The organism is Pseudonocardia sp. N23 (assembly GCF_002583555.1).
Lineage (GTDB): Bacteria > Actinomycetota > Actinomycetes > Mycobacteriales > Pseudonocardiaceae > Pseudonocardia.
In genome coordinates, this window is the sequence record NZ_BEGX01000045.1 from 9,020 (window position 1) to 35,038 (window position 26,019).

A 26,019-nucleotide genomic window follows, 5' to 3' on the forward strand; every position below is an offset into this window, starting at 1 on the left:
ATGTGCCCGCCGAAGCCCTTCCGCTGCGCCGACTGGATCTTGTCGGCGAAGATCTCGCTGCCGCGGGACCCGAAGCGGGCGTAGAGCGCCGTGGTCAGCAGCGGCGCCGAGACACCTTCCTCGATGGCCGCGATCGAGGTCCAGCGGCCCTCGCCGGAGTCGGACACCCGGCCGGAGAACTGCTCCAGCTCAGGGTCGGCGTGCAGCGCCTGCGCGGTGAGGTCGAGCAGCCACGAGCTGACGACGGACCCGCGGCGCCACACCTCCGCGACCTCACCCAGGTCGATCTGGTCGTAGGGGTAGTACTTGGGCGCGGCCAGCGGCGCGGTCTCGGCATCGATGTCGTGCGCGTGCTTGCCGATGCCGGCGTGCTTGATGATGTTGAGACCCTCGGCGTAGGCGGCCATCAGCGCGTACTCGATGCCGTTGTGCACCATCTTGACGAAGTGCCCGGCACCCGACGGCCCGCAGTGCAGGTAGCCCTGCTCCGACGGCGACGGGTCACCGGTGCGGCCGGGAGTGCGGCCGACGTCGCCGACGCCGGGTGCCAGCGAGGCGAACACGGGGTCGAGCCGGTCGACGGCCCGGTCCGGACCGCCGATCATCAGGCAGTAGCCGCGGTCGAGGCCCCAGACTCCGCCGCTGGTCCCGCAGTCGACGTAGTCGACGCCCCGGGCTTCGGTGAGCTCGGCGCGGTCGATGTCGTCGCGGTAGGACGAGTTCCCGCCGTCGACGATCGCGTCGCCCGGCTCGACCAGCTCCAGCACCTGCTCGACGATCTGGCCGGTGATCGCGGCGGGCAGCATCAGCCACACCGTGCGCGGCGCGTCCAGCTCGGCGACGAGCTCGGCCAGCGACGCCGCGCCGATCGCGCCCTCGGACTCCAGCTGTGCCACGGCGTCCGGCGACACGTCGTGGACGACGCACTCGTGCCCGTCGCGGATCAGCCTGCGCACCATGTTGGCACCCATGCGACCCAGCCCGACCATCCCGATCTTCATGCTCGACTCCCGTGCGTGTCCTGTGTGGCGTCTGCGTACGACGTACGCGTGGCACTGTCCCGTCCCGGAGCCATCTTGGTGCCCGTCAGGGGATCTCGCCCAGGGGTTCGTCGGTGAACGACCGGCGAAGCCCGGAACGCCCGGCCCCCGAACACCCCGCCCACGAGCTGCGCCGGGCGGTCACCGGCAGGCGCCTCGGCGTGCGGAGCCGAACGGGCCTGGCACGGGACCGGTCGCGGGGGCGAGAATCGGACATGTGAGCGGGCACGCCGAGCTCCGGCATCTGCGCGCCTTCGTCGCCGTCGCGGAGGAGCTGCACTTCTCGCGTGCCGCGAAGCGGCTCAACGTCGTCCAGCAGGCGCTGTCGACCCAGATCCGGCAGCTGGAGGACGAGCTCGGGGTGCAGCTGCTGCGCCGCACCACCCGCAGCGTCGAGCTGACCGAGGCGGGCCGGGAGCTGCTCGGCCACGCCCGCGGCATCCTCGACTCGGTGTCGACGGCGTTCGAACGGACCCGGCGCACGGCCGCGGGGGAGGCCGGGCTGCTCGCGATCTCGTTCACCCCGACGCTGGCCGACGAGACACTGCCGCTGCTGGTCGACGAGCTGCACGCCCGGCACCCCGACGTCACGCTGCAGATGTGCGAGATGTGGCAGGCCGAGGCCGTGGAGGCGGTCAAGGCCGGCCGTTTCGACGTCGGCCTGGCGCGCTGCCCGACCCTGACGGGCGACCTGGAGTGCGCGACGCTGCGTCAGGAGCCGATCGGCGTCATCCTCGCGGGTGACCACGCGCTGGCCGACGAGACGCCGGTGCCGATGGCGGCGCTCGCGGCGATGACCCTGACGATCTGGCCCCGGGCGCTGTCGCCCGGCTTCTTCGACGAGGTCGTCGGCTTCTACCGGTTCAACGGGTTCGACGGCCCGATCCACGAGTTCGAGTACCTGTCGTCCGGGGTGTTCCACACCGACCCCGCCGCGCGCGCCCGGGTGGCGGGGGGCCGCGCGTTCTCCGTCGCGTTCGAGACGCAGTTCCATCCGGTTCCCGACGGGTTCGTGTGGCGCCCGGTCGAGCCCGCGCCCGTCGTGCCCGTGCACCTGTTCTGGCGCAGCGTCGCCGGGCCCGCCGTGCAGAACTTCCGGGCCCTCGCCCTCGACGTCGCCGAACGGGCGGGCTGGACGGCTCCGCGACCCGTACGTGGGGGGGCGCTCCGGACCCCGTGAGAACCGGCCCACCCGGCCCTCGTCATCGGCGGTGCGCTCGTGAGCGGCCCTGCGGACGTGAGCGCCGAGGTCGGTCAGGCCACGCAGTGCAGCGGGTGCCCGTCGTTGAACGCGACCATCTCGTCGACGATCCGGTCGTAGTCCAACGGCCCGCCGAGCGGTTCGCCGCGCAGCTCCGAGTAGGCGCGGTGGATGTTGCCCACAAGCCGTTCCGAGTCGGTGAGCTGCGCGAACGTCCCCAGGTCGAGTGACCGGGCGAGGTCGAGCGGCTCGGTGCCGGCGTCGAACCCCCGCTTCGCGACGTCCTGCAGCCACCGCAGGTAGTCGCGCTGCCGCCCGATCAGCTCCGGCCCGCCGACGGGCCCGTGCCCGGGCACGAGGGTCTGCGCGCCGAGGCCGTCGAGCTCGTCCAGCGCCCGCAGGAGCCCGGAGATCGACCCCATCACGACGAACGGCGTACCCCCGTTGAACACCAGGTCACCCGCGAACAGCAGCGAGTGCTCCGGCAGCCACAGGTACACGTCGTTGGTCGTGTGCGCGGGCCCGACGAACTTCACGGTGCCCGGCACGTCGTCGCACCAGATCGTGATCTCGTCGCGGAAGGTCACCGCAGGCGGGACGATCCGGATGTCACCCCAGTCGACGCCCGGGAACCACTTCTTCGTCTCGAAGCCCGTGGCGATCGTCGCCGACCGGCACAGCTCGTGGCCGATGATCGTGGCCTCCGGGAACAGGTAGTTCCCGTAGGTGTGGTCGCCGTGGTGGTGGGTGTTGAGGACGGTGCGGATGGGGTGCGGCGACAGCTCCTCCACCGCGGCCCGCAGTGCCCGTGCCCGGCCCTCGGTGAACGTGGTGTCGACGAGGACCACCCCGTCGCGGCCCGCGAAGATGCCGACGTTGTTGAGCCCCCAGCTGCCGTCGAGCTGGACGAAGACGTGGAAGCCCTTGCCGAGGTCCTGCAGGGCAGGGTCGGGCATCCCGGCCTCCCGGGAACGGGGAGTACTCACGTACCACCCCCGGCGACCGGCGCAGGCGCTCCCGTGATCCCGAACTCCGGCATGATCTTCTCGCCGAACAGCTCCAGCATCCGCAGGCCCTCGTCGCGGGGGATCATGCCCCAGTGGAAGAGCCACACGAAGTAGTCGATCGGCAGGTCGGCGAGGAAGCCCTCGATCTTGCGCTTGACGTCGTCGACGGTGCCGCCGATCAGCAGACCCGAGTCGATCAGCCGGTCCGCGAGGTGCTCGCCGGGCTTCGGGACGGGGCCCTCCTCGTCGTCGAGGCGGCTGCCCTCCATGAACCCGAACTGCTCGTACCAGCCGCGCCACACCGGCTCCTCGTAGAGCTCGACGCTGCGCCGGATCTTGGCCCGGACCTCGTCCTCGGGGGTGCCGTTGGGGAAGACGTAGAACGTCCGGCACACGCCGATGCCCTCGCCGAAGCGCGGGTGCCGCCCGCGTGAGGCGGCGCCCTCCTGGTAGATCTCCATCAGCGCGCGCAGCTTGGTGTGCGAGCCCATCAGGATCGTCGGGGTGACGTTCTCCTCGCCGCACCAGCGCAGCGTGCCGGGGCTGGCGCCGAACGCCTGGAACAGCTGCGGGTGCGGGCTCGTGTACGGCTTGGGGACGATGCCGACGCCCTTGATCGTGCCGTTCTCGTCGACCTCACCGGGCACGCCGTACTTGCCGGTGATCGTCGCGGCCGGCGGCCAGTTCGGGATGCCCGAGGTCGGGAACGGGATCTTGTAGGTCGGGCCGTCGTAGGTGAGCAGGTCCTCGGTCCAGGCCTTCTTCATGATCGCGAAGTTCTCGCTGAACAGCAGCCGGTTGCGCTGGTCGGCGTCGCTCTGGTCCGACGCCGTGCTGGTGACGTTGAAGCGCTGCCCCAGGATGTTCTGCCAGCGCGCCTGGTACCCGCGGGCCATCCCGACGAAGAGCCGGCCCTGCAGCATGTGGTCGGCGATCGCGATCTCCTCGGCGAGGCGGATCGGGTCGTGTGCGGGCAGCACGAGGCCGAGCTGGCCGTGGCGCAGCCGCTTCGTGTAGTGCCCGAGATGGACGTTGAGCATCAGTGGGGCGGGGGAGATCTCCATGCCTTCGGTGTGCATGTGGTGCTCGACGTGGGTGATGCCCCAGTAGCCGAGGTCGTCGGCGGCCTGGCACACCTCGATCAGCCCGGCCAGCATCTTCTGGTAGGCGTCGTTGCTGCGGCCGATCGGCCGCTGGGCGGCCATCGCCGCCTCGTCGCCGAGCGTCGGATAGACCTGCAGGATCACCTCGGTCATGCGTCCTCCTCCTGTCTGCTCAGGTCGATAGCGGGGTTCTCGGGCCGGCTGTCCTTCTGCCCGACGGTGTTGCGCAGCACTCCGATGCCCTCGACCTCGAGCTCGACCACGTCGCCGGGGGCGATCCACCGGTCGAGCTCCAGGCCGCACCCGCGCCCGACGGTGCCGCCGCCCAGGACGTCGCCGGGGTGCAGCGGCTGGTACTCCGAGAGCGTCGAGATCACCTGGGCGAACGTGAAGCGCATCGCGCCGATGGTGCCGTCGGACCATGTCTCGCCGTTGATCCGCGCCTGCATCCGGGCGCCGGTGGCGTCGAAGGCGTCGGAGGTGGTGAGGCAGGGGCCCAGCGTCGTCGCGAAGTCTTTGCCGAAGGCGGGCCCGATGCTGACCGACATCTCGCGGAACTGGATGTCGCGGGCGCTCCAGTCGTTGAAGATCGTGTAGCCCACGATGGCGGCCTCGGCCTCGGCGACCCTCGCCCGGAACAGCGGCGCCCCGATCACGGCGGCGACCTCGAGCTCGAAGTCGAGCTTGTCGGTGTAGTACGGCCACGGCGCGACGGTGTCGGGCGCGATCACGGTGTCGGGGTTGCACTTCCAGTGCACCGGGATGCGGAACCACTCCTGCGGGACGTCGCCGAAGCTGTTGCGCACGTGCTCCTCGACGAGCATGAAGTCGCGCATCGTCCGGGGCCGGGGGAGCGGGGCGAGCAGCGTGACGTCGGCGAGCGGGTGCGTGACGGCGGCGACGGCGGAGACCGTGCGGGCGTCGTCGAGCCCGGCGGGACCGCGTTCGAGCAGGTCCAGCATCGACGCGAACCCCGGCAGGTCGACGACCCGGTCCCCGTCGAGGGCCCCGACGCGTGGCGTCGCGTCCCCGGGTGGTTGGTAGGTGACCAGCCGCAACGTGTCCTCCTCGACCTCGTCCAGCGGACCCGACGCTAGGTCCCCCCGCGATGTGATGTGAAACACCGAGTCGAGGGCGGATTGACCACGAGCTGTGGTGAATGTGCGGGAGGTGCCTCGACCCCCGGCATGATCACCCAGTAGTGAAAACCGATACCGTTACCGTGTTCAGTCGGGGACGAGGAAGGGGACGGCTCGTGCGGATCGCGTTCGTCGGCAAGGGCGGCAGCGGCAAGACGACGGCGGCGGCCATGTTCAGCCGCTACCTGGCGGACCGCGGGCACCCCGTGCTCGCCGTCGACGCCGACATCAACCAGAACCTCGGCGAGGCGCTCGGCGCCACCGGCCCCGCGCCCCGCGCGCTCGGCGCCGACCTGCCGTGGCTCAAGGACCACCTGCGCGGCAACAACCCGCTCGTCGCGTCGGCCGAGGCGATGATCAAGACGACGCCACCCGGCCCCGGCTCGCGCACCGCCGGGCTGCGCGCCGACGACCCCGTCCTCGCCCGCTGCGCGGCGACCACGCCCGACGGCGTGCGGTACCTCGTCACCGGAGAGTTCGACGAGGCCGACATCGGCGTGTCCTGCTACCACTCCAAGACCGGTGCCGTGGAGCTGTGGCTCAACCACCTCGTCGACGGCGGCGGCGAGTACGTCGTCGTCGACATGACCGCGGGTGCCGACGCCTTCGCCTCGGGTCTGTTCACCCGCTTCGACCTGACGGTGCTGGTCAGTGAGCCCACCCGGCGCGGCGTCGGGGTCTTCCACCAGTACGCCGCGCACGCCGCGGGCCGCGGTGTCGCTCTCGCCGTCCTGGGCAACAAGGTCGACGACGGGGCCGACGTCGCCTACCTGCGTGAGCACGCCGGCGACGCGCTCGTCGGCTGGCTGGCCCGCTCCTCGTGGGTGCGGGCCGCCGAACGCGGCGAGCCGCGCCCGGTCGCCGAGCTCGAGGCGCCCAACGTGGCGGTGCTCGCCGACGTCCTCGCGGCCCTCGACGCCCGCCCCCGCGACTGGGAGCGCTACCACCGCGACACCGTCGAGTTCCACCTGCGCAACGCCCGCGCCTGGGGCGACCGGGCCACAGGCCTCGACCTCGCCGCGCAGGTCGCTCCGGGCTTCGTCCCGGGCGTCCCGGTCCCGGCCTGAGCCCCGAACCCCTCCCTGCCGTGAACGATCGGCGCAGTGCTGCAACCGAGTTGCGTGACTGTGCCGTTCGTGCGACCGAGCCCACCCCCCCACAGAGGAGAGAACGCCATGTCACTCGACGTCCCCACCGCCGTCCTGGAGCGCGCCGAGCGCGGCGAGCTCGACGACGCCGCGTTCCTCGCGGTCGTCCGCGACTCGCTGCCGTACGCCTGGGAGGTCGTCGCCGCGGCGGTCGCCGACGGGCAGGCCCGGCCCGAGGCACCCTTCGGCGAGCACGAGGTGCCGCCGCCGTCGGAGACCGAGCGCGGCCAGCTGCTGCGGGCGCTCGCGAGCAACGCGATCCGCGGTGCCCTGGAGCGGCACTTCGGGGTGACCCTGGCGTTCCAGAACTGCCACCGGGTCGCCGCGTTCACGCCGGCCGCGGTCGACTCGCCCGTCTACCGAGAGTTCGTCTCGATCCGTGGCCAGGTGCTCAACCAGAGCCCGGAGCTGCGCGACTGCTGACGGCGCACGAACGAGGGCCCCGACGGATGTCGGGGCCCTCGTCGTCTCATGCGGGTGTCACTCGGCGAGCAGGCGGTAGATCGCCTTGCGCGCCTCGGTGATCGACTCCGTCGCCGTCGCCATCTGCTCGGGCGTCCCGGTGGCCATCACCTGCTGCGCGGCCGCGTGCAGCTGGCCCAGCTGGGTCCAGAGCTCGGCGGTGTCCTCGTCGGGGTCGCGCTTCGCGGAGTCCCAGACCTTGTCGAGCTCCTCGCGGTGCTCGGCGACGTAGGCCGTACCGGCCTCGGTGAGCTGGACGACGCGACGGCCGTCGGTCTGCTCGACGCGGACCAGGCCCTCGTCCTCCAGCTGCGACAGAGTCGGGTAGACCGAGCCGGGGCTCGGCTTCCACGCACCGTCGGTGCGCGCCGCGATCTCCTGGATGATCTCGTAGCCGTGCCGCGGCTGCTCCGCGACGAGCGCGAGGACGGCGGCGCGGACGTCGCCACGGTTGGTGCGGCGCCCACGACGGCCGAAGCCGCGCGGGCCGCCCGGGCCGAAGCCGGGGCCGCCGGGACCGAAGCCCGGTCCACCCGGACCGAAGCCCGGTCCGCCGGGGCCGAAGCGTGGGCCGCCGTGGCGTCGACCGCCGCGCCTGCCCGGGCCCGGACGGGGTCCGTCGTCGTCATCGGGGCGCTCGTGCGGGCCACCGCGCTCGGCGGACATCGCCGCGCGCAGGGCGGCACGGCCGCCGCGACCGCCGCCGAAGGCGGCGAAGGGGTGTTCCCACGGGGGGTTCATGGCGTTCATGGTGTGTCTCCTTGTGATGAGATCGAGCCGTCGATCGGCTCGCGTGCCATCACGATATATCGCGACTACATCGCGATGCAATACCGACTTCGATAGGCGAGAGCTGCGTCACCCCAGGGGAGGTGCCGGGAACACCAGGACCCGTCCTGTTCGTCCTACGATGTTGCGCTCCGCACGGGGCGCCGCGAGGAGGCGATGGCGATGGCCGGAACCAGCGGATCGAAGGCTCGTACGGCGGGAGCCGCGGGGATGGCCGGCCGGTTCGGGCCGCGTCGCCTCGCCGCGTTCCGTGCGCTCTGGACCCTGGTGCGTCAGACCCGCCGGCCCGGCGCCCCCGGCGTCGGCGACATGTTCCGCGCGTTCCCGCGGATGGCGGGCGCCGCCGTCACCGGGCGCTACCCGGGCCTGACCACCAGCCGGCTCTTCCTGTTCGTGCTCGCCGCGGTGTATCTGGTCTCGCCGGTCGACGTCGTTCCCGAGATCGTGTTCAACGTCTTCGGTCTCGTCGACGACGCCGTCGTCGCCCTGTGGCTCGGCGGTGCCGTGCTCGCCGAGACCGACCGCTTCCTGCACTGGGAGCGGACCGACGGCGCGCGCCCCGGCACCTACGACGGCATCGTCGAGGGGGAGGTCGTGGGGGAGACCGTCCGGTGACGCCGGCGGGGACAGTCGCGCCCCCGTCGCGTCAGGACGTCAGTCGCGCCCGGATCTCGGTCTTCACCACCTTGCCGACGGTCGAGCGCGGCAGGTCCGTCCAGGTCAGTACCTGCTTGGGCGCCTTGACGCTGCCGACGCGCTGTTTGGCGAACGCCACCAGCTCCGGTCCGGTCACCTCGGTGCCCGGGTGCAGCTCCACGACCGCGACGACGCGCTCGCCCCACTTCTCGTCGGGCAGCCCTACCACCGCGCACTCCCGCACCGCAGGGTGCGCCGCGAGCGCCTGCTCGACCTCGGCGCTGTAGATGTTGAAACCGCCGCTGATGATCATGTCCTTGGCCCGGTCGACGATGTGCAGCCAACCCTCCGGGTCGAGGAAGCCGATGTCACCGGTGTGGTGCCAGCCGAAGCGGGACGCTTCGGCCGTCGCATCCGGGTTGCGGTGGTAGCCCGACATCACCAGCGAGCTTCGCACGACGATCTCGCCGCGCTCCCCACCCGCGAGGATGTTGCCCTCCTCGTCCATGATCGCGACGGTGACCAGCGGTGTCGGCCGCCCCGCCGAGGAGAACCGCTCCCGGGCGAGGGTCCCGTCGGGGTGGAAGTGGTCGGCGGGGGCCATCGTCGAGATCATCATCGGGGCCTCGGTCTGCCCGAACAGCTGCCCGAGGACGGGCCCGATCCGGGTGAGCCCCTCCTCCAGCCGCGCCGTCGACATCGGGGCCGCGCCGTAGAACAGGCACTGCAGCGACGACGTGTCGGTGGTGTCGAGGGCCGGATGGTCGAGCAGCATGTAGATCAACGTCGGTGGCAGGAACGTGTGCGTGACGCGCTCGCGCTCGACCAGCCCGAGGAACTCGCCGACATCCGGTTTCGGCATGACGACGATCCGCCCGCCCAGCGCCATCACCGGGAAGCACAGCACCCCGGCCGCGTGGGTGAGCGGCGCCAGCGCCAGGTAGGCGGGCCGCCCCTCGAAGGGGTAGCTCATCAGCGTGATCGCCGTCATCGTCTCCAGCGCCCGGCCGGTGAGGACGACGCCCTTGGGGCGTCCCGTCGTCCCGCCGGTGCCGACGATCATCACGACATCGCCCGGCGGGGGCGCCTCGACCGGCCCGGTGACGGTGCCCGCCGGGTCGAGCCAGTCCTGCAGTGAGGGGACGTCGGGCAGCTCCGCGTCGAGGCAGACCAGCACGTCCAGCGCCGGGAGCGACCCGGCCACGGCGCCGACGACCGCGGCGTACGCCCGGGTGAACAGCAACGCCTTGCACTCGAACAGGTCGAGCAGCTCGCGGTTCTCGCCCGCATCGTTGCGCGGGTTGATCGGGCACCACACCGCGCCGGCCCTGGCGATGCCGAAGACGCAGGCGAAGGCGACGGGGTCGTTGCCCGACAGGACGCCGACCTTGTCGCCGGGCCTGACGCCCGAGCGCCGCAGCGCCCGGGCGACGTCGTGGCTGAGGTCCTGCACGTCCCCGTAGGACAGCACCCGGCCGCCCATCTGCAGGCAGGTCGCGTCCCGTCCGAGCGACGCGCCCTTGTCCAGGTAGGCGGTGAGCGACATCAGCCCGTCACATCCCCATCCCGCCGTCGACCGGCAGGCCGGCGCCGTTGACGAACCGGGACTGGTCGGACGCGAGGAAGACGACCGCGTCGGCCATGTCGGCGACCTCGCCGAGCCGGCCGGACGGGGTGAGCTCGACGACCGCGGCGACGGCCGCGTTCGGGTCGGGGAACAGGCCCAGCCCGGACGTCTCGACGGCGAGCTTCATGCCCATGTCGGTCGGCACCAGACCGGGGTAGACGCAGTTGACGCGCACGCCGTAGCCGAGCTTGCCCGACTCCATGGCGGCGACCCTGGTCAGCCGGTCGACCGCGGACTTGGTCGCGGAGTATCCCGCGATGCCGGGGAACGCGATCGTGGCGGCGACCGATGCGACGTTGACGATCGCGCCGCCGTTGCCCGCCGCGCCGCCGGGACGCATCGCGCGCAGGCCGTGCTTGAGCCCGAGCATCGTGCCGAGGATGTTGACCTCGAGCATCTTCCGGACGTCGTCGGGCTCGGTGTCGACGATCAGCTGCGTGACCTCGACGCCTGCGTTGTTGACCAGCACGTCCAGCCCGCCGAGCTCGGCGACGGTGTGTGCGATCGCGGACTCCCAGCCCGCGTCGTCGGTGATGTCGAGCTCGACGAAGTGCGCCCCCTCGATGTCGGCGGCGGTCTTCTCGCCCACGTCCGTGAGGACGTCGGCGAGCATCACCGTCGCACCCGCGGCGGCCAGCGCCCGCGCCATCCCCTCGCCCAGCCCCCGGGCACCTCCGGTGACCAGTGCACGGCGACCGGTCAGGTCGATCCCACCCATCGAACCTCCTTGTTCGGCGGCACCGGACCGGCCCCGCGGCGTAGGTGATGCGGACCACAACCTAGGAAGGATTTTGGACGAGTGTCAAGATTTCGTTGGACGGATGCCCAGGACGTGGGGCACCGTATTCTGCGAGGCAACCCCGACGAGGCGGTGACAGCACCCGTGACCAGGCCGGCGATCCGCACCGGCGAGCGCGCCGACCGCATCGCGCGCCGCCGGGTCGACAAGTTCGAAGAGCGCCGCCGCGAGCTGGGCGATGCCGCGCTCCAGACGCTGTCCGAGCTCGGCTACGCCCGCACGAGCCTGCGTGAGATCGCCCAGAACTCCGGGTTCTCCCACGGCGTCCTGCACTACTACTTCCACGACAAGGTCGACCTCATCACCTACTGCGTGCGCCGCTACAAGGCGGTCTGCGTGCAGCGCTACGACGACGTCGTCACCACCGCGGGGACAGCGGTGCAGCTGGCCGCGGAGTTCGCGGGCGCGATGGCGACGACGCTCGTCGACGACGCGGTACTGCACCGGCTCTGGTACGACCTGCGCTCGCAGTCGCTGTTCGAGGAGTCCTTCCGCGCCGACGTCGCCGAGATCGACGCGAGCCTCGAGCGCATGATCTCCCGCGTCGTGTCCCGCTACGCGGAGCTGACCGGGACGCCGCCGGTGTGCGGCACCACGCTGGCCTACGCGATGTTCGACGGGATGTTCCAGCAGTCGCTGCTGCGACAGCTCTCCGGCGACCCGGCCGCGCCCGCCGACCTGCGGGCCGGTGTCGTCGACATGCTCGCGATCGTGACGGGTAGGGCGCACCCGTAGCCGAGGGTGGGCGGTCAGCGGCGCAGCAGGCGCAGCACCGCGGGCGGGCGGCCGCCGAATCCCTCGGCCTCCAGCGCCGCGACCATGATCCGCGGCAGGTCGCGCACCGCGGGGAACGCCACGTAGCGCGGAACCCAGTCCGGGCGGAACTTGTCGTTGAAGCGGTACAGGCTGTCGATCTGCCACCAGCGCGACGCCGTCCGCAGCAGCTTCGCCCAGCCCCGGGCCACCGGGCCCGCGCCGATCCGCTCGCCCCGCTCCAGCGCCGCCCGGAACACGGCGAAGTTCAGCGACACCCGTGCCACCCCGAGCCCGGGCGCCGCCGCCATCAGCTCGGCGATCATCAGCTCGTTGAGCCCGTTGTCCGACGCGGGGTCGCGGCGCATCAGGTCCAGCGACATGCCGTCGCCACCCCAGGGGACGAACTGCAGCAGCCCCCGGATCTCGCCCTCCTGCGCGGCGAGCACCACCACCGCGCAGGGGTCGCGCGGGTCGGCGACCCGCGACAGCGCCATCGAGTAGCCCCGCTCGACGGCGTCCCCGCGCCACCGCGACGCCCGGTCGGCGACGGCCGCGCGCTCGTCGTCGGTGAGGTCGGTGAGCCGGCACACCCGCACCGAGTAGCCGGCGCGCGCGAGGCGGCCCGACGCCTGCCGGATCCCGCGCATCGCCCGGCCCTCCAGGGTGAACGTTGCGGTGTCGAGGACCGCCTCGTCGCCGAACTCCAGCACGTCGAGGCCGGCGCGGGCCCAGGCGGTGGCCCCGAGCTCGGAGCAGCCGAGGACGGCGGGCACCCAGCCGTAGGACGCGCACTCGCCGAGGAAGGCCTCGATCGCGCCGGGCCATGCCTCGTGGTCGCCCAGCGGGTCGCCCGACGCCAGGGCGACGCCCGCGAGCGCCCGGTAGGACACCGCCGCCTTCCCGGTGGGGGAGAAGACAGCGGCCTTGTCGGTGCGCAGCGCGAAGTAGCCCAGCGAGTCGCGGCTCCCGTGCCGGTCGAGCAGGGCCCGCAGCCGGTCCTCGTCGTCGCCGGTGAGCTGTGGTTCCGGTTCGGGGGAGCGCAGCAGGTGGTAGCCCGCGACCAGCACCGCGGTCACGCCGAACGCCAGGCCGACCGCGGAGGTGAGGTCGTCGAGCCAGCCCGCCCGGAACTGCACCGGCCCCGATACCCCGACCAGGGAGAGTGCCGCGTGCCCGGCCTGCTGCCACAGGCCCGGGTTCCCGTCGATGCGCCGGGGGTTGAGCGCCAGCAGGAGCCAGACCAGCACGAACCCGGCGACCGGGAGCTGCATCAGGATCAGCACACCTCGCGTCAGCCCGCCGGGGTCGGGACGGGCGACGAACCGCCGCCGGCATGCGACGAGTGCCACGAGCAGCGCCAGCGTCAGCGCCGCCGCGACGTAGCCGTGCCCGGTGGTGACCCCGTGCAGCACGTTCACGACGGTCAGGACCGCGCTGACCACGATCGCGAGGGTCCACGCGCGGCGTTTGCGCCGCCGCAGCCCGGCCCCGAGCAGCCACAGCCCGACTGCGGCGACCAGCGAGATGACGACGCCCGCCATCCCGACGGCGGGGGGCAGTCCGAGGCTCGCGCGCAGCGACGCCATGAACGCCCGCCGCGGCGCCGGGAACAGCGCGGCGACGACCGTCACCAGTGCGACGAGCCGGGCCGTCCACACGACGGCACGGACCGCGGCGGTGCCGGCGAGGCGACGCCGGCGGGCCGACGGGTCCGGACGCACCGTCTTCGCAGGCCCGCGGTCGTCGTCGCCGCGGGTCCGGGTGCTGCCGGGGCCCTCACGACGGGCAGCGTCGGAGCGGGCCGCGTCAGGACGGGACACGGTCAGCTCCTGCCCGGTCGTTCGTGGGGGCGCGGGCGGGTCCGGTCAGCCGGGAACCGAGCCAGCCGATGACCGCGCCGGGCGCGTCCGCCCCGTCCCGGAGTACGTAGCCCGTCAGCTGTGCGGGGGAGACCAGCGACGCGGCGTCGGCGGGGGTCGCGGCCCCGGCGGTCACGGCCAGCAGCGCGGGTGGTGCGTCCGGGCCCGCGGGGGCGGTGAGCCCGCACGGCGCGCCCGCGGCGGCGGCCCAGTCGGTCGGGCGGCCCAGCGCGATCGACAGGGGGCAGCCGGTGTGCCCGATCGGACCGGCGATCGCCCACCCGGCGCGGTCGCGCCGCACCGGAAGACCCGAGGCCGAGCCCACGGCCCAGTCGCGCAGGGCAGCGGCCTCGTCGGCACCCACGGGGCCGGTGGCGACGACCACGACGGGCGGCGAGCGGTGCTCGGTGATCGCCCGGTCGAGCGCGTCGACGAGCGGATCATCTGCGGCGAGGGGGCCGAGCCACTCGACGACGGGGAACACGACACCGTCGGCACCCGGCGCGCCCGCCGCCGCGGGCAGGTACACCGGCAGCGGTCCGTGCGGCCCCGCCACGGTGCGGACGGTCCCCGGCCCGGTGTCGTCGGCCCGGGCGCCTGCCGCGCTCACCGCGGGTGCCGACGTCCCGAGCAGCGCGGCGAGGGTCGGGTAGAAGCTGCCGGCGCTGTTGGCCACGGACGCGGGCGTGAGCACGACGAGCGCCGTCGCGGCGAGCACCGAGGCGGTGCGCCCGGCCCGGGGATGCCGCCACCGCCGCCATCCGAGGACGACGACGACGCACGACACGGCCGCGAGCACCGCCACCCCGCCGACGAACCACGGCGAGACCAGCCGTACCGCCGATGTGTCGAGCGCCAGCACACCGGAGAACATGTCATGCCGCACAGGCGCCACCGCCGCCGGGCTGATACGGGTGGTTCGCCGGGATCGGACGCCGCTCCCCGCCCGTCGAGCTCGACAGGGGACTGCTCCGGATCATGATGGAACCAGTCGTGTGTCGAACTCGGTGGGGCCGCGGGTGGGTGCTCGCCGGGTCAGTTCGACAGATCAGCTCGACAGGTCGACAGGTCAGCTCGACAGGGCCGACATCGACTGCCAGGCACTCCAGTCGACCGCCCAGTCGTAGACGTCACCGTCGGCCGCCGAGAGCGTGACGCTGCTGCCCGTGACCTCGACCGGGTCGCCGAACATCGCCGTGTCGAAGTAGGTCTTGGCGTTCTTCAGCGACAGGTTGATGCAGCCGTGGGTGACGTTGCGGTTGCCCTGCGCGCCGACCGAGGCCGGGTTGGCGTGGATGAACTCACCGTTGTTGGAGATCCGGACGGCCCACTTCTCCGGCAGGTTCTGGTAGCCGTAGGCGAGGTTGGTCATCAGCACCGTCTCGGCCTTGCCCATGACGATGTGGGTGCCGCTGCGGGTGACGCGGTTCGGGTCGGTCTCCAGGCCGTAGGAGGCGGGCAGGTCGAGGACCTGCTGCCCGTCGCGGATCACGACGATCCGGTGGCTGGTGACGTCGGCCTTGACGACCTGGCTGCGGCCGATGGTGAACTCGCTGCTCAGGTCGGCCGCGCCGTAGCCTGCGGAGCCCATGTCGACGCCATAGACCGCCGCCGTCATCGTCACCCGCGTGCCTGCGGGCCAGTACTCCTTGGGACGCCAGTGCGCCCGCGAGCCCTGCTGGTCGTCGGGCAGCCAGGCCCACGCGCCCTCGACCGGCGTCGACGTCGTCACCTTCAGCGACTTCTCGACGGCCGCCTTCGCGGTCTGGTCGAGGTCGCGGTTGAACTGCACCTCGATGGGGGCGGCGACGCCGACGGTCGCGCCGTCGCCGATGTTGGTGGTGGCCTTCACGGTGCGCTTCGGGGTGACCGTCGTGAACGAGCCCGCGAGGGGAGTGGTGGTGCCGTCCGCGGCGACCGCGGTGCCCGACCACGTGTACGTGCCGCCGTAGCCGAGCGGCTCGGTCGGCGTCCACCGCTTGGCGTCGTCGGACAGCGTGCCCGCGACGGCGACGCCCTTCGCGTTGGTCAGTGCGACGTCGCGCAGCGTGCCGGAGCCCCCGTCGGCCGTGACGTCGGTACGCGGGCCGACGCCGTCGGTCCCGTCTGCGGGAGTCACCGAGGCGGGCACGACGGGCGCGGTCTGCTGCGCCTGCTTCTGCTCGTGCGTCGCGCGTGCGGCGGCCGTCGCGCAGCCGCTGACGAGCACCATCGCGACGAGCGCGGCGATGAGCGCGGCCGGCCACCGCCCGTTGCCCCGCAGCGCCTGGCGCGGTGTCACGGTGGCTGTCCTGCCACCGGTAGTTCGTGCACGCTCGGCCACGGCCGATCCCCCTCGTCGTCCCCGCTCGCCCGGTCGAGTCGCGGCACACGTCGTCGCCGCGACCGTCGACCCGGGCGGTCCGCCCGCGATGATCCCAAACCGGCCGCCGGGAAACGCCCTGTTCGGGTTGCGTTTCGGCAGCGTTCCGGAGATCACCCCGATGGTCGTATCGATCTGTCCCCGAAGCGGCGTTACCGCCGCATTCGGGGTCCACCCGACCGGGTGGACGGTGCTCCGTTCGTGGACGGGCGACACCGCCCCCTGCCCTGCCGGGTCACCGGACCGGCGGTGGAGAATGGACGGGCGCGGCCGACGGCGACCCGTTCGGCGAGCAGCCGGGCCGCGCCCGGTCGCCCGTCCGGGGCCGTCCGGCAGGCCACGAGCGGAGGACGCAGGTGGGAGACCCGGTCCTGCGGCTGCACACCCGCCCCCTTCCCGCCGCCCTCGACGGCCTCACCGTCTTCGACGCCGTGCGCCGGCTGGCGCACCGCACCCGGGTCACGGCGTGGTCGGGCAGCTGGTCGCGAGGAGCGCTGGTGACGTGCGACCCGGCCGGCCCGGAGCCCGCGCCCGACGCGGACCCGTTCGCGCTCATGGGCGACGTGCCCGCCGTCGACGCCGACCCGGACGCCAGGGCTCGCGGCGCGGTCGGCGGGGGCTGGTTCGGCTACCTCGCCTTCCGGGCGGGTGCCGCACCCGCGTCCGAGGTCCCGGCGTGGTCGCTCGCCTGGTACCGCGACGTGCTCCGCCACGACGGCCGGCGCTGGTGGTACGAGGCGCTGCTCGACGGTTCCGACGACCTCGCCGCCACCGACGTGCGCTGCGCCGGGCTCGTCGGCGACCTGTCCCGGCCCGCCGCACCGCAGCGGGCGCGGCTCGAGGTCGTCGGCGTGCCCGGGCGGGACGCGCACGTCGCCGCCGTCGAGCACTGCGTCCAGGCCATCCGCCGCGGCGAGATCTACCAGGCCAACATCGCGACCCGGCTCGACCTGCGGCTGCACGGATCCCCCGCCGAGGCCTGGGCACGCCTGGGGGAGACCCTCGGCCCGGCCAGGGCGGGTTTCGTCGCCGACCCGCGCTGCACCGCTGTCGGCGCCGGCCCCGAGGTCTTCCTGCACCGCGACGGCACGACCGTGCGCACCGAGCCGATCAAGGGCACCCGGCCCCGCACCGGCTCCTCCGCCGACGAGCGCGAACGCGCGGCGCTGGCCGCGTCGGCCAAGGACGCCGCCGAGAACGTCATGATCGTCGACCTCATGCGCAACGACCTGTCGCGGGTCTGTGCCACCGGCACCGTCACGGTGCCGCGGCTGCTCGCCGTCGAGCCGCACCCGGGCGTGTGGCATCTCGTGTCGGAGGTCCGTGGTGAGATCGCGGCCGGGACGGGCGACGCCGCACTGCTCGCGGCGGCGTTCCCTCCCGGGTCCGTCACCGGCGCGCCGAAGATCCGGGCCGTCGAGATCATCGAGGACCGCGAACCGGTGACGCGCGGGCTGTTCACCGGGGCGATGGGTTTCGCGGGCCCGCTGGCCGGGCTGGAGCTGGCCGTGACGATCCGGACCCTGGAGGTCCTGCCCGACGGCCGCACGCACCTCGGGGTGGGCGGCGGCGTCACCGTCGACTCCTCGCCCGCGGAGGAGTGGCGGGAGTGCCTGACCAAGGCCGCACCGCTGCTGCGGGTCCTCGGCGCGACGCTGCCGGCCTCGGCGGGTGCCGATCCCGGGCCGCCCGGCGGCGGGGTCGCCGACCCGGCACTGGGCGTCTTCGAGACGCTGCTCGTCGTCGACGGGGAGCCGCGCCGCCTCGCCGACCACCTGCGCCGGTTGCACCGTTCCTTCTGGGAGCTCTACGGCATCCCGCTGCGCGCCGACGTCGCCGCGGCCGTCAGGGCCGCCGTCGGCACCGGCACCGGTGCCGACGGGGGGACGGTGGCCCACCTGCGGGTGCGTGTCGACGCCCGCCCCGACCGGCCCGGCGAGGTGCGTGCCGTCGCGACCCCCTGCGACGCGCCCGTGCCACCCGCCGACCAGCCCGGCGTCCTGCTCACCCCGGTGCGCGGTGTCGAGGGCCTGCCCCACAAGTTCGCCGACCGTGCCTGGCTCGACGCGCTCGAGGCATCGGTCCCGGACGGCACGGTCCCGCTGCTGGTCACCACGGACGGCCACGTGCTGGAGACGACGCGGTCCTGCGTGGCGGTCGTCCGCGACGGCCGGGTGGCGACCCCGCCGCTCGACGGCCGGCTGCTGCCCGGAACCGCCCGGCAGGCCGTGCTCGACGCGCTGGACACCATGCGCGTGCCCTACGACCCGGTCCCGGTCCGGCTCGACGAGCTCGCCGGAGCCGACGCGATGCTGCTGTGCAACGCGGTCCGAGGAGTGCAGTGGGTCCGCACCGTCTCGGGTGCCGCCGACTGGGACGGGCCCGCGCCGCTGGTCACCGCGCTGGCCGACGCGATCACCGCGGGGCCCGCCCACCGCGGGGGCGGACCCGCCGCGGCGACAGCGCAGGTAGCGTTCTCCCGGACGGGCGCGGAGAGACCGGGCCACGGGAGAGGTACGGCATGAACGGCGCGACCGACGAGCTCGCCGCGGCCCCGCTGGACCGCACCCTCGCCGAGCCACTGTGGTCGCAGCTGCTGGCCGACCTGCGCAGGCGGCTGCGCGACGGCGCGTTCGTGGCCGCCTTCCCCGGCGAGCTCGGGCTCGTCGCCGAGTACGGCGTCAGCCGCCACACCGTCCGGGAGGCGCTGCGCCGGCTGCGTGACGAGGGCACCGTGGTCGCGGCGCGCGGGCGGGCCCCGCGGCTGGCCGATCCCGTCGAGATCGAGCAGCCCCTCGGTGCGCTCTACAGCCTGTTCGCGTCGGTGGAGTCGACGGGCCTGCGCCAGCGCAGCGTCGTGCGCACCCTCGACGTGCGGGCCGACGGCGTGGTCGCGGCCCGGATGGGGCTGGAGGAGTCGACGCCGCTGGTCTACCTGGAGCGGCTGCGGCTGGCCGGGACGTCACCGCTGGCGGTGGACCGGGTGTGGCTGCCGGAGTCGCTCGCCGCGCCGCTGCTCGACGTCGACTTCACCCACACCGCCCTCTACGACGAGTACGCCGAGCGCTGCGGGGTGCGGCTCTCGGGCGGTGAGGAGCACATCCGGGCGGTGGTGCCGGTGGCGTCGGAGCGCGAGCTGCTCGGCATCCCGACGGGCGTCGCCGGGTTCTCGATCGAGCGCCTCGGCAGGGTGGGGCTGCGCGCCGTCGAGTGGCGGCACACGCTGGTCAGGGGTGACCGGTTCGCCGTGACCGCACAGTTCTCCGCGCGCAGCGGCTACCGCTTCGGCCCGGTCGACGACCCGGCCTGAGCCCCGGCCGCCGCGACCGGGGCCTGCCGCAACCCGCGCACACCGCCGCGGCCGGGCCGCAACCGGACAGCACCGGGCGACCCGGGTGCCCGGGTAGCGTCGACGTCACCCGGTGGTGACACCGGTGACCCGGTCGGCGGCCAGGCCGCGTGACAGCTCCTCCAGGAGCGGACCGGCCGCCGCGATGCAGCGGTCGACGTCGGGTTCGAGATCGGTCAGGGCGTAGGCCCGGTCGATCCCGGCGGTCTGCAGCCGCTCCGGGGACAGCGTGGTGTGCCCGGTGACGGCCACGACGGGGACCCCGGCCGCGCGGGCGGCGGCCGCGACCCCGGCGGGGGCCTTGCCGGCGAGGGTCTGCTCGTCGAGCGCGCCCTCCCCGGTGACGACGAGATCGGCGCCCGCGAGCTGCTCGCTGAACCGCAGCAGGTCGAGCACGATGTCGATGCCCGGCCGCAGGGTCGCGCCGAACACGGCACCCGCCGCGAACGAGACGCCGCCCGCGGCGCCCGCCCCGGCGTCGTCGCGGTGGTCCTCACCGGTCGCCCCGGCCACGAGATCGGCCCAGTGGCCGAGGGCCGCGTCGAGGGTCTCGACGTCGGCGCGGGTCGCGCCCTTCTGCGGCCCGTACACCGCGGCGGCCCCGTTCGGCCCGCACAACGGGTTGTCCACGTCGCACGCCACGACGATCTCGACGTCCGCGAGCCGGGGGTCGAGCCCGCTCAGGTCCAGCGACGCCGCCGCGGCCAGTGCGGCGCCGCCGAGGCGCAGCGGCCTGCCGTCGGCGTCGCGGACGACGGCGCCGAGTGCCGCGAGCATCCCGGCGCCGCCGTCGGTACTCGCGCTGCCACCGATCGCCAGGACGATCCGGGTGCAGCCTGCCGCCAGCGCCGCGCCGACGGCCTCACCGAGGCCGATGCTGCTGGCGCACAACGGGTCGGGGATCCCGTCGGGCAGCCGCATCAGGCCGCAGACGGTGGCCATCTCGACGATCGCGAGATCGTCACGACGGGCCCAGCGGGTGCGGACGGGCTCTCCCGTGGGGCCCGACGCCGTGACGGGCACGACCTCGAACCCCGCGGCGAGAGCCACGTCCACGGTGCCGTCGCCGCCGTCGGCCACGGGCAGGGCGACGACGTCGGTCGCCGGAGCGACCGCACGCAGACCTGCCCGGACGTGCCCTGCCACCTCGACGGCGGTCAGGGAGCCCTTGAACTTGTCCGGGGCGACGACGACACGCATCAGAGCGCCCGGGTGACGACGGTCGTCGGCGCCTCGGCGGTGTCGGACGTGACGCCCTCGAACTCGGTCATGTTGTCCAGCGCGCTGCCCATCGCGATGTTGGTGACGCGCTCCAGCACGATCTCGACGATGACCGGGACCTTGTGCTCGTCGGCCATCCGGCGGGCCTCGATCAGGGCGGGCTCGATGCCGTCCGGCTCGAACACACGGATCGCCTTGCAGCCCAGGCCCTCGGCGACCTTGACGTGGTCGACGCCGTAGCCCTTGAGGCCGGGCAGGGCGTCGTCGTCGGCGTTGATGTTGTCGAACGACAGCTGGACGTTGAAGTCCATGTCGAAGTTGCGCTGCGCCTGCCGGATCAGACCCAGGTAGGCGTTGTTCACCAGCACCTGGACGTAGGGCAGGTTGAACTGCGCGCCGACCGCCAGCTCCTCGATCATGAACTGGAAGTCGTAGTCACCGGAGATGCCGACGACGTTCTGCGTCGGGTCGGCGGCGACGACGCCCAGCGCGGCCGGGACGGTCCAGCCCAGCGGGCCTGCCTGGCCGGCGTTGATCCAGTTGCGTGGCTTGTAGACGTGCAGCAGCTGCGCCGCGGCGATCTGCGACAGGCCGATCGTGGTGACGTAGCGGGTGTCCGGCCCGAACGCCCGGTTCATCTCCTCGTAGACCCGGTGCGGCTTGATCGGGACCTGGTCGTAGTGGGTCTTGCGCAGCATCGTGGACTTGCGGTCGGCGCACTCGTGCGCCCACGCGGAGCGGTCCGGCAGCCCGGTCGCCGCGGCCCGCTCGCGCGCGACCTCGACGAACAGCTCCAGCGCGGCCTTGGCGTCGGAGGTGATGCCGAGGTCGGGGGCGAAGACGCGCCCGATCTGGGTCGGCTCGATGTCGACGTGGACGAATGTGCGGCCCGCGGTGTAGGTGTCGAGGTCACCGGTGTGGCGGTTGGCCCACCGGTTGCCGATCCCGAGCACGAAGTCCGAGGCGAGCATGGTCGCGTTGCCGTAGCGGTGCGAGGTCTGGATACCGGCCATACCCGCCATCAGCGGGTGGTCGTCGGGGATGGTTCCCCAGCCCATGAGCGTCGGGACGACCGGGGTCCCGGTCAGCTCGGCGAACTCGACGAGCAGGTCGGAGGCGTCGGCGTTGATGATGCCGCCGCCCGCGACGAGCACCGGGCGCTCCGCGGCGAAGAGCATGTCGAGGGCCTTCCCGACCTGCGCGCGGGTCGCGGCGGGCTTGTAGACCGGCAGCGGCTCGTAGGTGTCGATGTCGAACTCGATCTCGGCGAGCTGGACGTCGATCGGCAGGTCGATCAGGACCGGTCCGGGACGGCCCGAGCGCATCAGGTGGAACGCCTGGGCGAACACACCGGGAACCTGCGCCGGCTCGAGGACCGTGACCGCCATCTTGCTCAGCGGCTTGGCGATCGACGCGATGTCGACGGCCTGGAAGTCCTCCTTGTGCAGCTTCGCCACCGGCGCCTGGCCGGTGATGCACAGGATCGGGATCGAGTCCGCGGCCGCGGAGTACAGGCCGGTGATCATGTCGGTGCCCGCGGGGCCCGAGGTGCCGACGCAGACGCCGATGTTGCCGGCGGCGGCGCGGGTGTAGCCCTCGGCCATGTGGGCCGCACCCTCGACGTGGCGGGCCAGGGTGTGGCGCAGCTCCCCGTCGGCACGCACGGCCGAGTAGAAGGGGTTGATCGCCGCACCGGGCAGACCGAACAGGTTGGTGATTCCTTCGCGGCGCAGAATCGCGACCGCGGCGTCGACCGTCCTCATACGAGACATGTCGGGTGTCCTCTCGTGAGGTCGGTGATCAGGAGGTGGTGGACTCGCCGGCGCGGCCGGAGAGTTCCTCGACGGTCTTGAACAGCGCCGAGTGGTCGAGACCGCCGTGGCCCTGGGCGTGCAGCGACGCGACCAGCTGGGCGACGTGCGACCCGAGGGGGATGACGACGCCCGCGGCGCGCGCGGCGTCGGTCACGATCTTCATGTCCTTGTGGTGCAGCGCGATCCGGAAGCCCGGGGTGAAGTCGCGGCCCAGCATGTTGGCCGCCTTGCGCTGCAGCACGGTGCTGCCGGCGAGGCCGCCGCCGAGGACCTTCACGCCCGCCTCGGTGTCGACGCCGTGCGCCTCGAGGAAGACGATCGCCTCGGCGAGCAGCTCGATGTTTCCCGCGACGATCAGCTGGTTCGCGGCCTTGACGGTCTGGCCCGAGCCCGCGGGGCCGACCAGCACGACGGTCTCACCGACGGCGTCGAGCACGGGCTGCGCCGCCTCGAACACCTCGGGCTCGCCGCCGACCATGATCGACAGCACGCCCTCGACCGCGCCGGCCTCGCCACCGGAGACCGGGGCGTCCAGGACGCGCAGGCCGCGCTCGGCGCCGACACCGGCGAGCCGGCGGGAGACGTCGGGCAGGATCGTCGAGAAGTCGATGACGATGGCGCCCTCGGCGGCGTTGTCGAACACGCCGTCCGCGCCGGTCAGGACCTCTTCGACGTCAGGGGAGTCGGGGACCATGACGGCGATGACGTCGGCGCCCTTGACGGCCTCGGCGACGCTGCCCGCGCCCCGGCCACCGGCGGCGACGAGCGCCTCGATCGGCTCGGGGGTGAGGTTGTAGCCGACGACGTCGAAGCCGGCCTTGACGAGGTTGATCGACATCGGCTTGCCCATGATGCCGAGGCCGATGAACGCGACGGTGGTCTTCGTGCTCATGTTCGTTGTGCTCCGGTGTGTTGCGGGTGTTCGGGTGGTCAGGCGGCGCCGCGCTGCGAGCGTGGCAGCCATTCGAGACTCGCGGCGGTGTCACCGGTCGAGGGCTTGTACTCGAGCGAGACCCAGCCGTCGTAGCCCTTGTCCTGCAGGGCTTGCAGCCGGCTCGCCAGGTCCAGGTCGCCGGAGCCGGGCTCGCCGCGGCCGGGTACGTCGGCGATCTGGACGTGCGCGATGTCGCCGGAGTGGGCGGTGATCGCGGCGTCGAGGTCGTCGCCGTTGCCGGCCAGGTGGAACAGGTCGAAGAGGAAGCCGACGTTGGTGACGCCGGCGGCCCGTACCTCGTCGACGACGCCCACGGCGTCGGCCGTGGTGCGCAGCGGGTAGGGCTTGGGACCGCTGAGCGGCTCGATCAGCACGGTCGAGCCTGCGGCCTCGACGGCCTTCGCGGCCAACACGAGGTTCTCGATCGCGAGCTCGTCCTGCTCGGCCGGGGTCGCGTCGTCGACGCGGACTCCGTAGAGCGCATTGAGGCCGCGCACGTTCAGCCGCTCGGCGATCGACGCCGCGACGGCGACGTTGTCGCGCCACTCGCCCGAGCGGGACGGGATGGACAGCACGCCGGCGTCCGGTCCGGCCAGGTTGCCGCCGAAGAAGTTCAGGCCGACGAGGGCGACACCGGCGTCGGTGATCGCGGTGACGAACGCGTCGACCTCGGCGTCGGCCGGAGCGGGCTCGGCGAAGGGCCACCAGAACTCGACCGCGTCGAAGCCGGCCGCCTTGGCGGCGGCGGGCCGCTCGAGGAGCGGGAGCTCGGCGAACAGCAGCGAGCAGTTGGGCAGGTAGCGCATCGCGGGGAAGGCCATGGTCCGCCGGACCTCCTATTTTCCGTATCGCGGAAGTCAAATTCTGTTCAGTGAGAACTGTAGGGCGGGGGCGTCGGCGGTGTCAAACCTGCGACCTGCGAGAACAGGTGGGGTGCGCAGCGGGACCGGGAGGCTGCACACCGCACATGTGATGTGTATCGCATCGGCGTCGTCGGTCGATCAGCGCGAGCCCGGGGAGGGTCGGGAACTCCGGCAGCTCGTCGCGGAGGGAGACCTCGCGCAGCAGTCCGCCGACCACGATCGCGCCCTCGCCCCGCAGCCACGCCTCGTGATGGCGCAGCGACAGGCAGACGCTGTCGTGCAACCCTGCCCCGCTCACCAGCCCGAGGTTCGACGAGTGCCGCGGCGGCGGGCGCACCGTCGACGACGAGGTGGCGTTCGTCGAGGTGTCAGCCGCGGACGCGGACGATGATCGCCGGGAGCGGCGCCGCGGCGGGCAGCGTGCGGCCCGTGTCGTCGGTCAGGTGCGGCGGATCGCGTCGTGCAGCGCGACCTGGCCGCCGACCACGTTGCGCCAGTGCGGCGTGCTCGCGTCCTCCGGGTCGGCGAGCCCCGCCCGCGCGCCGGAGGTCAGGGCCTCCATCGTCGACCCGGCGTCGGTCGGTCCCACGAACTCGACGCGGCGGTCGCGCTGGTCGGCGGGAGCTCCGGCGACGTGCCACCGGACCGCTCGGACGTCCGCGGTCGTGTCGAGGAGGTCGAGGCGGCCGGCGCGGCTGATCTCGTCGCGGCGTGCCTCCCGGTCGGCGAGCAGCGTGTCGCGCCGGGCGCCGAAGCGCCGCTGCAGCCCGGCGACGAGGGCGAGCGCCGGGGGCGTGGGCACGCGCTCCTGGTCATCGACATGAGGTCCGTGGATGTGCCGAGGCGCCGGTCTCCTCTCGGCGGGGTGATCGGGTGGTGGGGGAGTGGCGGAGCGGAGAGAAGATCGACAAACTTCTGTATGGCAGAGGTGATGTTCCGGATCGTGAGAGCCGCTGACGGCTCACCCGCTCGGCGCGCCGGTCAGGGGTGCTGACCCCGGTCGAGCGGGATCGGTATTGTTCCGGATGGCGGAAGACGAATCGCGCTTCCGGCCGGGCGTGACGACGGTGGCAGCGCGAGGACGGGTGGGGTACGAGATGGCGGGACAGGCCGAACCGGGCGCGGAGCGCAGCAGTGGCCGGGTGCAGTCCGTCGAGCGCACCTTCGAGCTGCTCGAGGCGATGAGCGACCTCGGCGGTACGGCCGGGCTCTCGCAGCTCGCCGCCCGCCTCGGGCTCCCGCTCCCGACGATCCACCGCCTCGTCCGCACCCTCGTCGACCTCGGCTACGTGCGTCAGCAGCCGTCCCGCGAGTACGCGCTCGGCCCCCGGCTGATGCGGCTCGGCGAGCACGCCTCGCGGCTGCTCGGCACCTGGGCCATGCCCCACCTGCGCGACCTGGTCGACGAGATCGGCGAGAGCGCCAACCTCGCGATGCTCGACGGTGACCACGTCGTCTACACCGCCCAGGTCCCGGGCGTGCACTCGATGCGGATGTTCACCGAGGTCGGCAGGCGTGCGCAGGTGCACTGCACGGCTGTCGGCAAGGCGATGCTCGCGCTGATGCCGCGCGAGCAGGCGGACGTGATCGTCCGCGGCTCCGTCATGACACCGCAGACCGGCCACACGATCGTCACGCTCGACGGCTTCCACACCGAGCTCGCGCGGGTCAAGGAGATGGGCTACGCCGTCGACAACGAGGAGCAGGAGATCGGCGTCCGCTGCGTCGCGGTCGCCGTCCCCGGCCGGACGCCCCGGGCCGCGTTCTCCATCTCGGGACCCTCTCCGCGGATGACCGACGCCCTGATCCACCGCGCAGTGCCGCTCCTGCGTCGCGCCGCCGAGGGTGTTGCGGGGGAGCTGGACGAGTCCGGTCCCGGCACGGCCAAGGTCGGCTGACGCCGGCTGCCG

Annotated in this window: 23 protein-coding genes; 8 read left to right on the forward strand and 15 right to left on the reverse strand. The window is 73.1% G+C overall.

The genetic code is table 11. The features are described from left to right. The coding region (gene gnd, locus TOK_RS12120; protein ID WP_098957945.1) for a phosphogluconate dehydrogenase (NAD(+)-dependent, decarboxylating) at positions 1–1,001 on the reverse strand (1,001 nt) is incomplete at its 3' end. Positions 1,002–1,257: 256 nt separating this feature from the next. Between gnd and TOK_RS12125 the strand changes: the two genes are divergently transcribed. Next, the gene (locus TOK_RS12125) at positions 1,258–2,220 is read left to right on the forward strand and encodes a LysR family transcriptional regulator (protein ID WP_098957946.1); all 963 of its coding nucleotides are present in this window, start codon (positions 1,258–1,260) and stop codon (positions 2,218–2,220) included. Positions 2,221–2,294: 74 nt separating this feature from the next. Here TOK_RS12125 and TOK_RS12130 read toward each other — a convergent pair whose 3' ends face one another. Genes TOK_RS12130 through TOK_RS12140 form a run of 3 tightly spaced genes read right to left on the reverse strand, consistent with a single transcriptional unit; the run spans position 2,295 to position 5,409 of the window. After that, a complete protein-coding gene (locus TOK_RS12130; protein ID WP_253258337.1) occupies positions 2,295–3,197 on the reverse strand; it encodes an MBL fold metallo-hydrolase in 903 nt (300 codons plus the stop codon). A gap of 26 nt (positions 3,198–3,223) precedes the next feature. Continuing rightward, complete coding sequence (locus tag TOK_RS12135; RefSeq protein WP_098957948.1) at positions 3,224–4,504, reverse strand: LLM class flavin-dependent oxidoreductase; 1,281 nt, start codon at positions 4,502–4,504, stop codon at positions 3,224–3,226. Next, positions 4,501–5,409, reverse strand: a complete 909-nt coding sequence (locus tag TOK_RS12140; protein WP_098958029.1) for a fumarylacetoacetate hydrolase family protein — start codon at positions 5,407–5,409, stop codon at positions 4,501–4,503. Before TOK_RS12140 ends, TOK_RS12135 begins: the two co-directional genes overlap by 4 nt. A 197-nt stretch (positions 5,410–5,606) precedes the next feature. Here TOK_RS12140 and TOK_RS12145 point away from each other — a divergent pair, with 197 nt between their 5' ends. Both TOK_RS12145 and TOK_RS12150 read left to right on the forward strand, forming a co-directional pair. After that, positions 5,607–6,557 (forward strand): AAA family ATPase, encoded by a 951-nt coding sequence (locus tag TOK_RS12145; RefSeq protein WP_098957949.1) that lies wholly within the window; start codon positions 5,607–5,609, stop codon positions 6,555–6,557. Positions 6,558–6,665: 108 nt separating this feature from the next. Then, positions 6,666–7,061 (forward strand): SCO5389 family protein, encoded by a 396-nt coding sequence (locus TOK_RS12150; RefSeq protein ID WP_098957950.1) that lies wholly within the window; start codon positions 6,666–6,668, stop codon positions 7,059–7,061. 57 nt (positions 7,062–7,118) lie between these two features. Here TOK_RS12150 and TOK_RS12155 read toward each other — a convergent pair whose 3' ends face one another. After that, positions 7,119–7,850: a PadR family transcriptional regulator gene (locus TOK_RS12155; protein ID WP_098957951.1), complete on the reverse strand. Its 732-nt coding sequence runs from the start codon at positions 7,848–7,850 to the stop codon at positions 7,119–7,121. Between the two features lie 201 nt (positions 7,851–8,051). Between TOK_RS12155 and TOK_RS12160 the strand changes: the two genes are divergently transcribed. Next, positions 8,052–8,504: a YkvA family protein gene (locus tag TOK_RS12160; protein WP_216361955.1), complete on the forward strand. Its 453-nt coding sequence runs from the start codon at positions 8,052–8,054 to the stop codon at positions 8,502–8,504. Between the two features lie 31 nt (positions 8,505–8,535). Here TOK_RS12160 and TOK_RS12165 read toward each other — a convergent pair whose 3' ends face one another. Then, positions 8,536–10,071 carry a long-chain fatty acid--CoA ligase gene (locus TOK_RS12165; protein WP_098957952.1) on the reverse strand — a complete coding sequence of 512 codons (1,536 nt, stop codon included), beginning with the start codon at positions 10,069–10,071 and terminating at the stop codon, positions 8,536–8,538. 7 nt (positions 10,072–10,078) lie between these two features. Then, entirely contained in the window at positions 10,079–10,870 is a 792-nt protein-coding gene (locus TOK_RS12170) for an SDR family NAD(P)-dependent oxidoreductase (RefSeq protein ID WP_098957953.1), read from the reverse strand. Between the two features lie 165 nt (positions 10,871–11,035). On the opposite strand from TOK_RS12170, the gene TOK_RS12175 reads away from it, so the two are divergent. Then, positions 11,036–11,686, forward strand: coding sequence for a TetR/AcrR family transcriptional regulator (locus TOK_RS12175; protein WP_253258338.1), 651 nt, complete (start codon positions 11,036–11,038; stop codon positions 11,684–11,686). Positions 11,687–11,700: 14 nt separating this feature from the next. Here the strand turns inward: TOK_RS12175 and TOK_RS12180 are convergent, their stop codons facing one another. The 3 genes from TOK_RS12180 to TOK_RS12190 form a co-directional block, all read right to left on the reverse strand. Continuing rightward, positions 11,701–13,428 carry a phosphatidylglycerol lysyltransferase domain-containing protein gene (locus TOK_RS12180; RefSeq protein ID WP_374754891.1) on the reverse strand — a complete coding sequence of 576 codons (1,728 nt, stop codon included), beginning with the start codon at positions 13,426–13,428 and terminating at the stop codon, positions 11,701–11,703. 85 nt (positions 13,429–13,513) lie between these two features. After that, complete coding sequence (locus tag TOK_RS12185; RefSeq protein ID WP_141566364.1) at positions 13,514–14,452, reverse strand: hypothetical protein; 939 nt, start codon at positions 14,450–14,452, stop codon at positions 13,514–13,516. A gap of 183 nt (positions 14,453–14,635) precedes the next feature. Next, positions 14,636–15,847 carry an Ig-like domain-containing protein gene (locus TOK_RS12190; RefSeq protein ID WP_253258339.1) on the reverse strand — a complete coding sequence of 404 codons (1,212 nt, stop codon included), beginning with the start codon at positions 15,845–15,847 and terminating at the stop codon, positions 14,636–14,638. A 437-nt stretch (positions 15,848–16,284) separates the two neighbouring features. Here TOK_RS12190 and TOK_RS12195 point away from each other — a divergent pair, with 437 nt between their 5' ends. Further along, positions 16,285–18,453, forward strand: coding sequence for an aminodeoxychorismate synthase component I (locus TOK_RS12195; RefSeq protein ID WP_098957956.1), 2,169 nt, complete (start codon positions 16,285–16,287; stop codon positions 18,451–18,453). Continuing rightward, on the forward strand, positions 18,450–19,238 hold the full coding sequence (locus TOK_RS12200) for a GntR family transcriptional regulator (RefSeq protein WP_098957957.1): 789 nt from the start codon (positions 18,450–18,452) through the stop codon (positions 19,236–19,238). Before TOK_RS12195 ends, TOK_RS12200 begins: the two co-directional genes overlap by 4 nt. Before the next feature lie 105 nt (positions 19,239–19,343). Here TOK_RS12200 and TOK_RS12205 read toward each other — a convergent pair whose 3' ends face one another. The 5 genes from TOK_RS12205 to TOK_RS12230 all read right to left on the reverse strand — a co-directional run bounded on the left by TOK_RS12205 (position 19,344) and on the right by TOK_RS12230 (position 24,944). Further along, positions 19,344–20,477: a glycerate kinase gene (locus tag TOK_RS12205; RefSeq protein WP_098957958.1), complete on the reverse strand. Its 1,134-nt coding sequence runs from the start codon at positions 20,475–20,477 to the stop codon at positions 19,344–19,346. Beyond that, positions 20,477–22,270, reverse strand: a complete 1,794-nt coding sequence (gene gcl, locus TOK_RS12210; protein WP_098957959.1) for a glyoxylate carboligase — start codon at positions 22,268–22,270, stop codon at positions 20,477–20,479. The genes TOK_RS12205 and gcl overlap by 1 nt, the downstream gene beginning before the upstream one ends. 28 nt (positions 22,271–22,298) lie before the next feature. Further along, on the reverse strand, positions 22,299–23,276 hold the full coding sequence (locus tag TOK_RS12215) for a 2-hydroxy-3-oxopropionate reductase (RefSeq protein ID WP_305775559.1): 978 nt from the start codon (positions 23,274–23,276) through the stop codon (positions 22,299–22,301). Continuing rightward, positions 23,243–24,067 (reverse strand): hydroxypyruvate isomerase family protein, encoded by an 825-nt coding sequence (locus TOK_RS12220; protein ID WP_098957961.1) that lies wholly within the window; start codon positions 24,065–24,067, stop codon positions 23,243–23,245. The genes TOK_RS12215 and TOK_RS12220 overlap by 34 nt, the downstream gene beginning before the upstream one ends. A 481-nt stretch (positions 24,068–24,548) precedes the next feature. Continuing rightward, a complete protein-coding gene (locus tag TOK_RS12230) occupies positions 24,549–24,944 on the reverse strand; it encodes a hypothetical protein (protein WP_098957963.1) in 396 nt (131 codons plus the stop codon). Positions 24,945–25,206: 262 nt separating this feature from the next. Here TOK_RS12230 and TOK_RS12235 point away from each other — a divergent pair, with 262 nt between their 5' ends. Further along, positions 25,207–26,007 carry an IclR family transcriptional regulator gene (locus TOK_RS12235; RefSeq protein ID WP_098958033.1) on the forward strand — a complete coding sequence of 267 codons (801 nt, stop codon included), beginning with the start codon at positions 25,207–25,209 and terminating at the stop codon, positions 26,005–26,007. Positions 26,008–26,019: the final 12 nt, after the last annotated feature.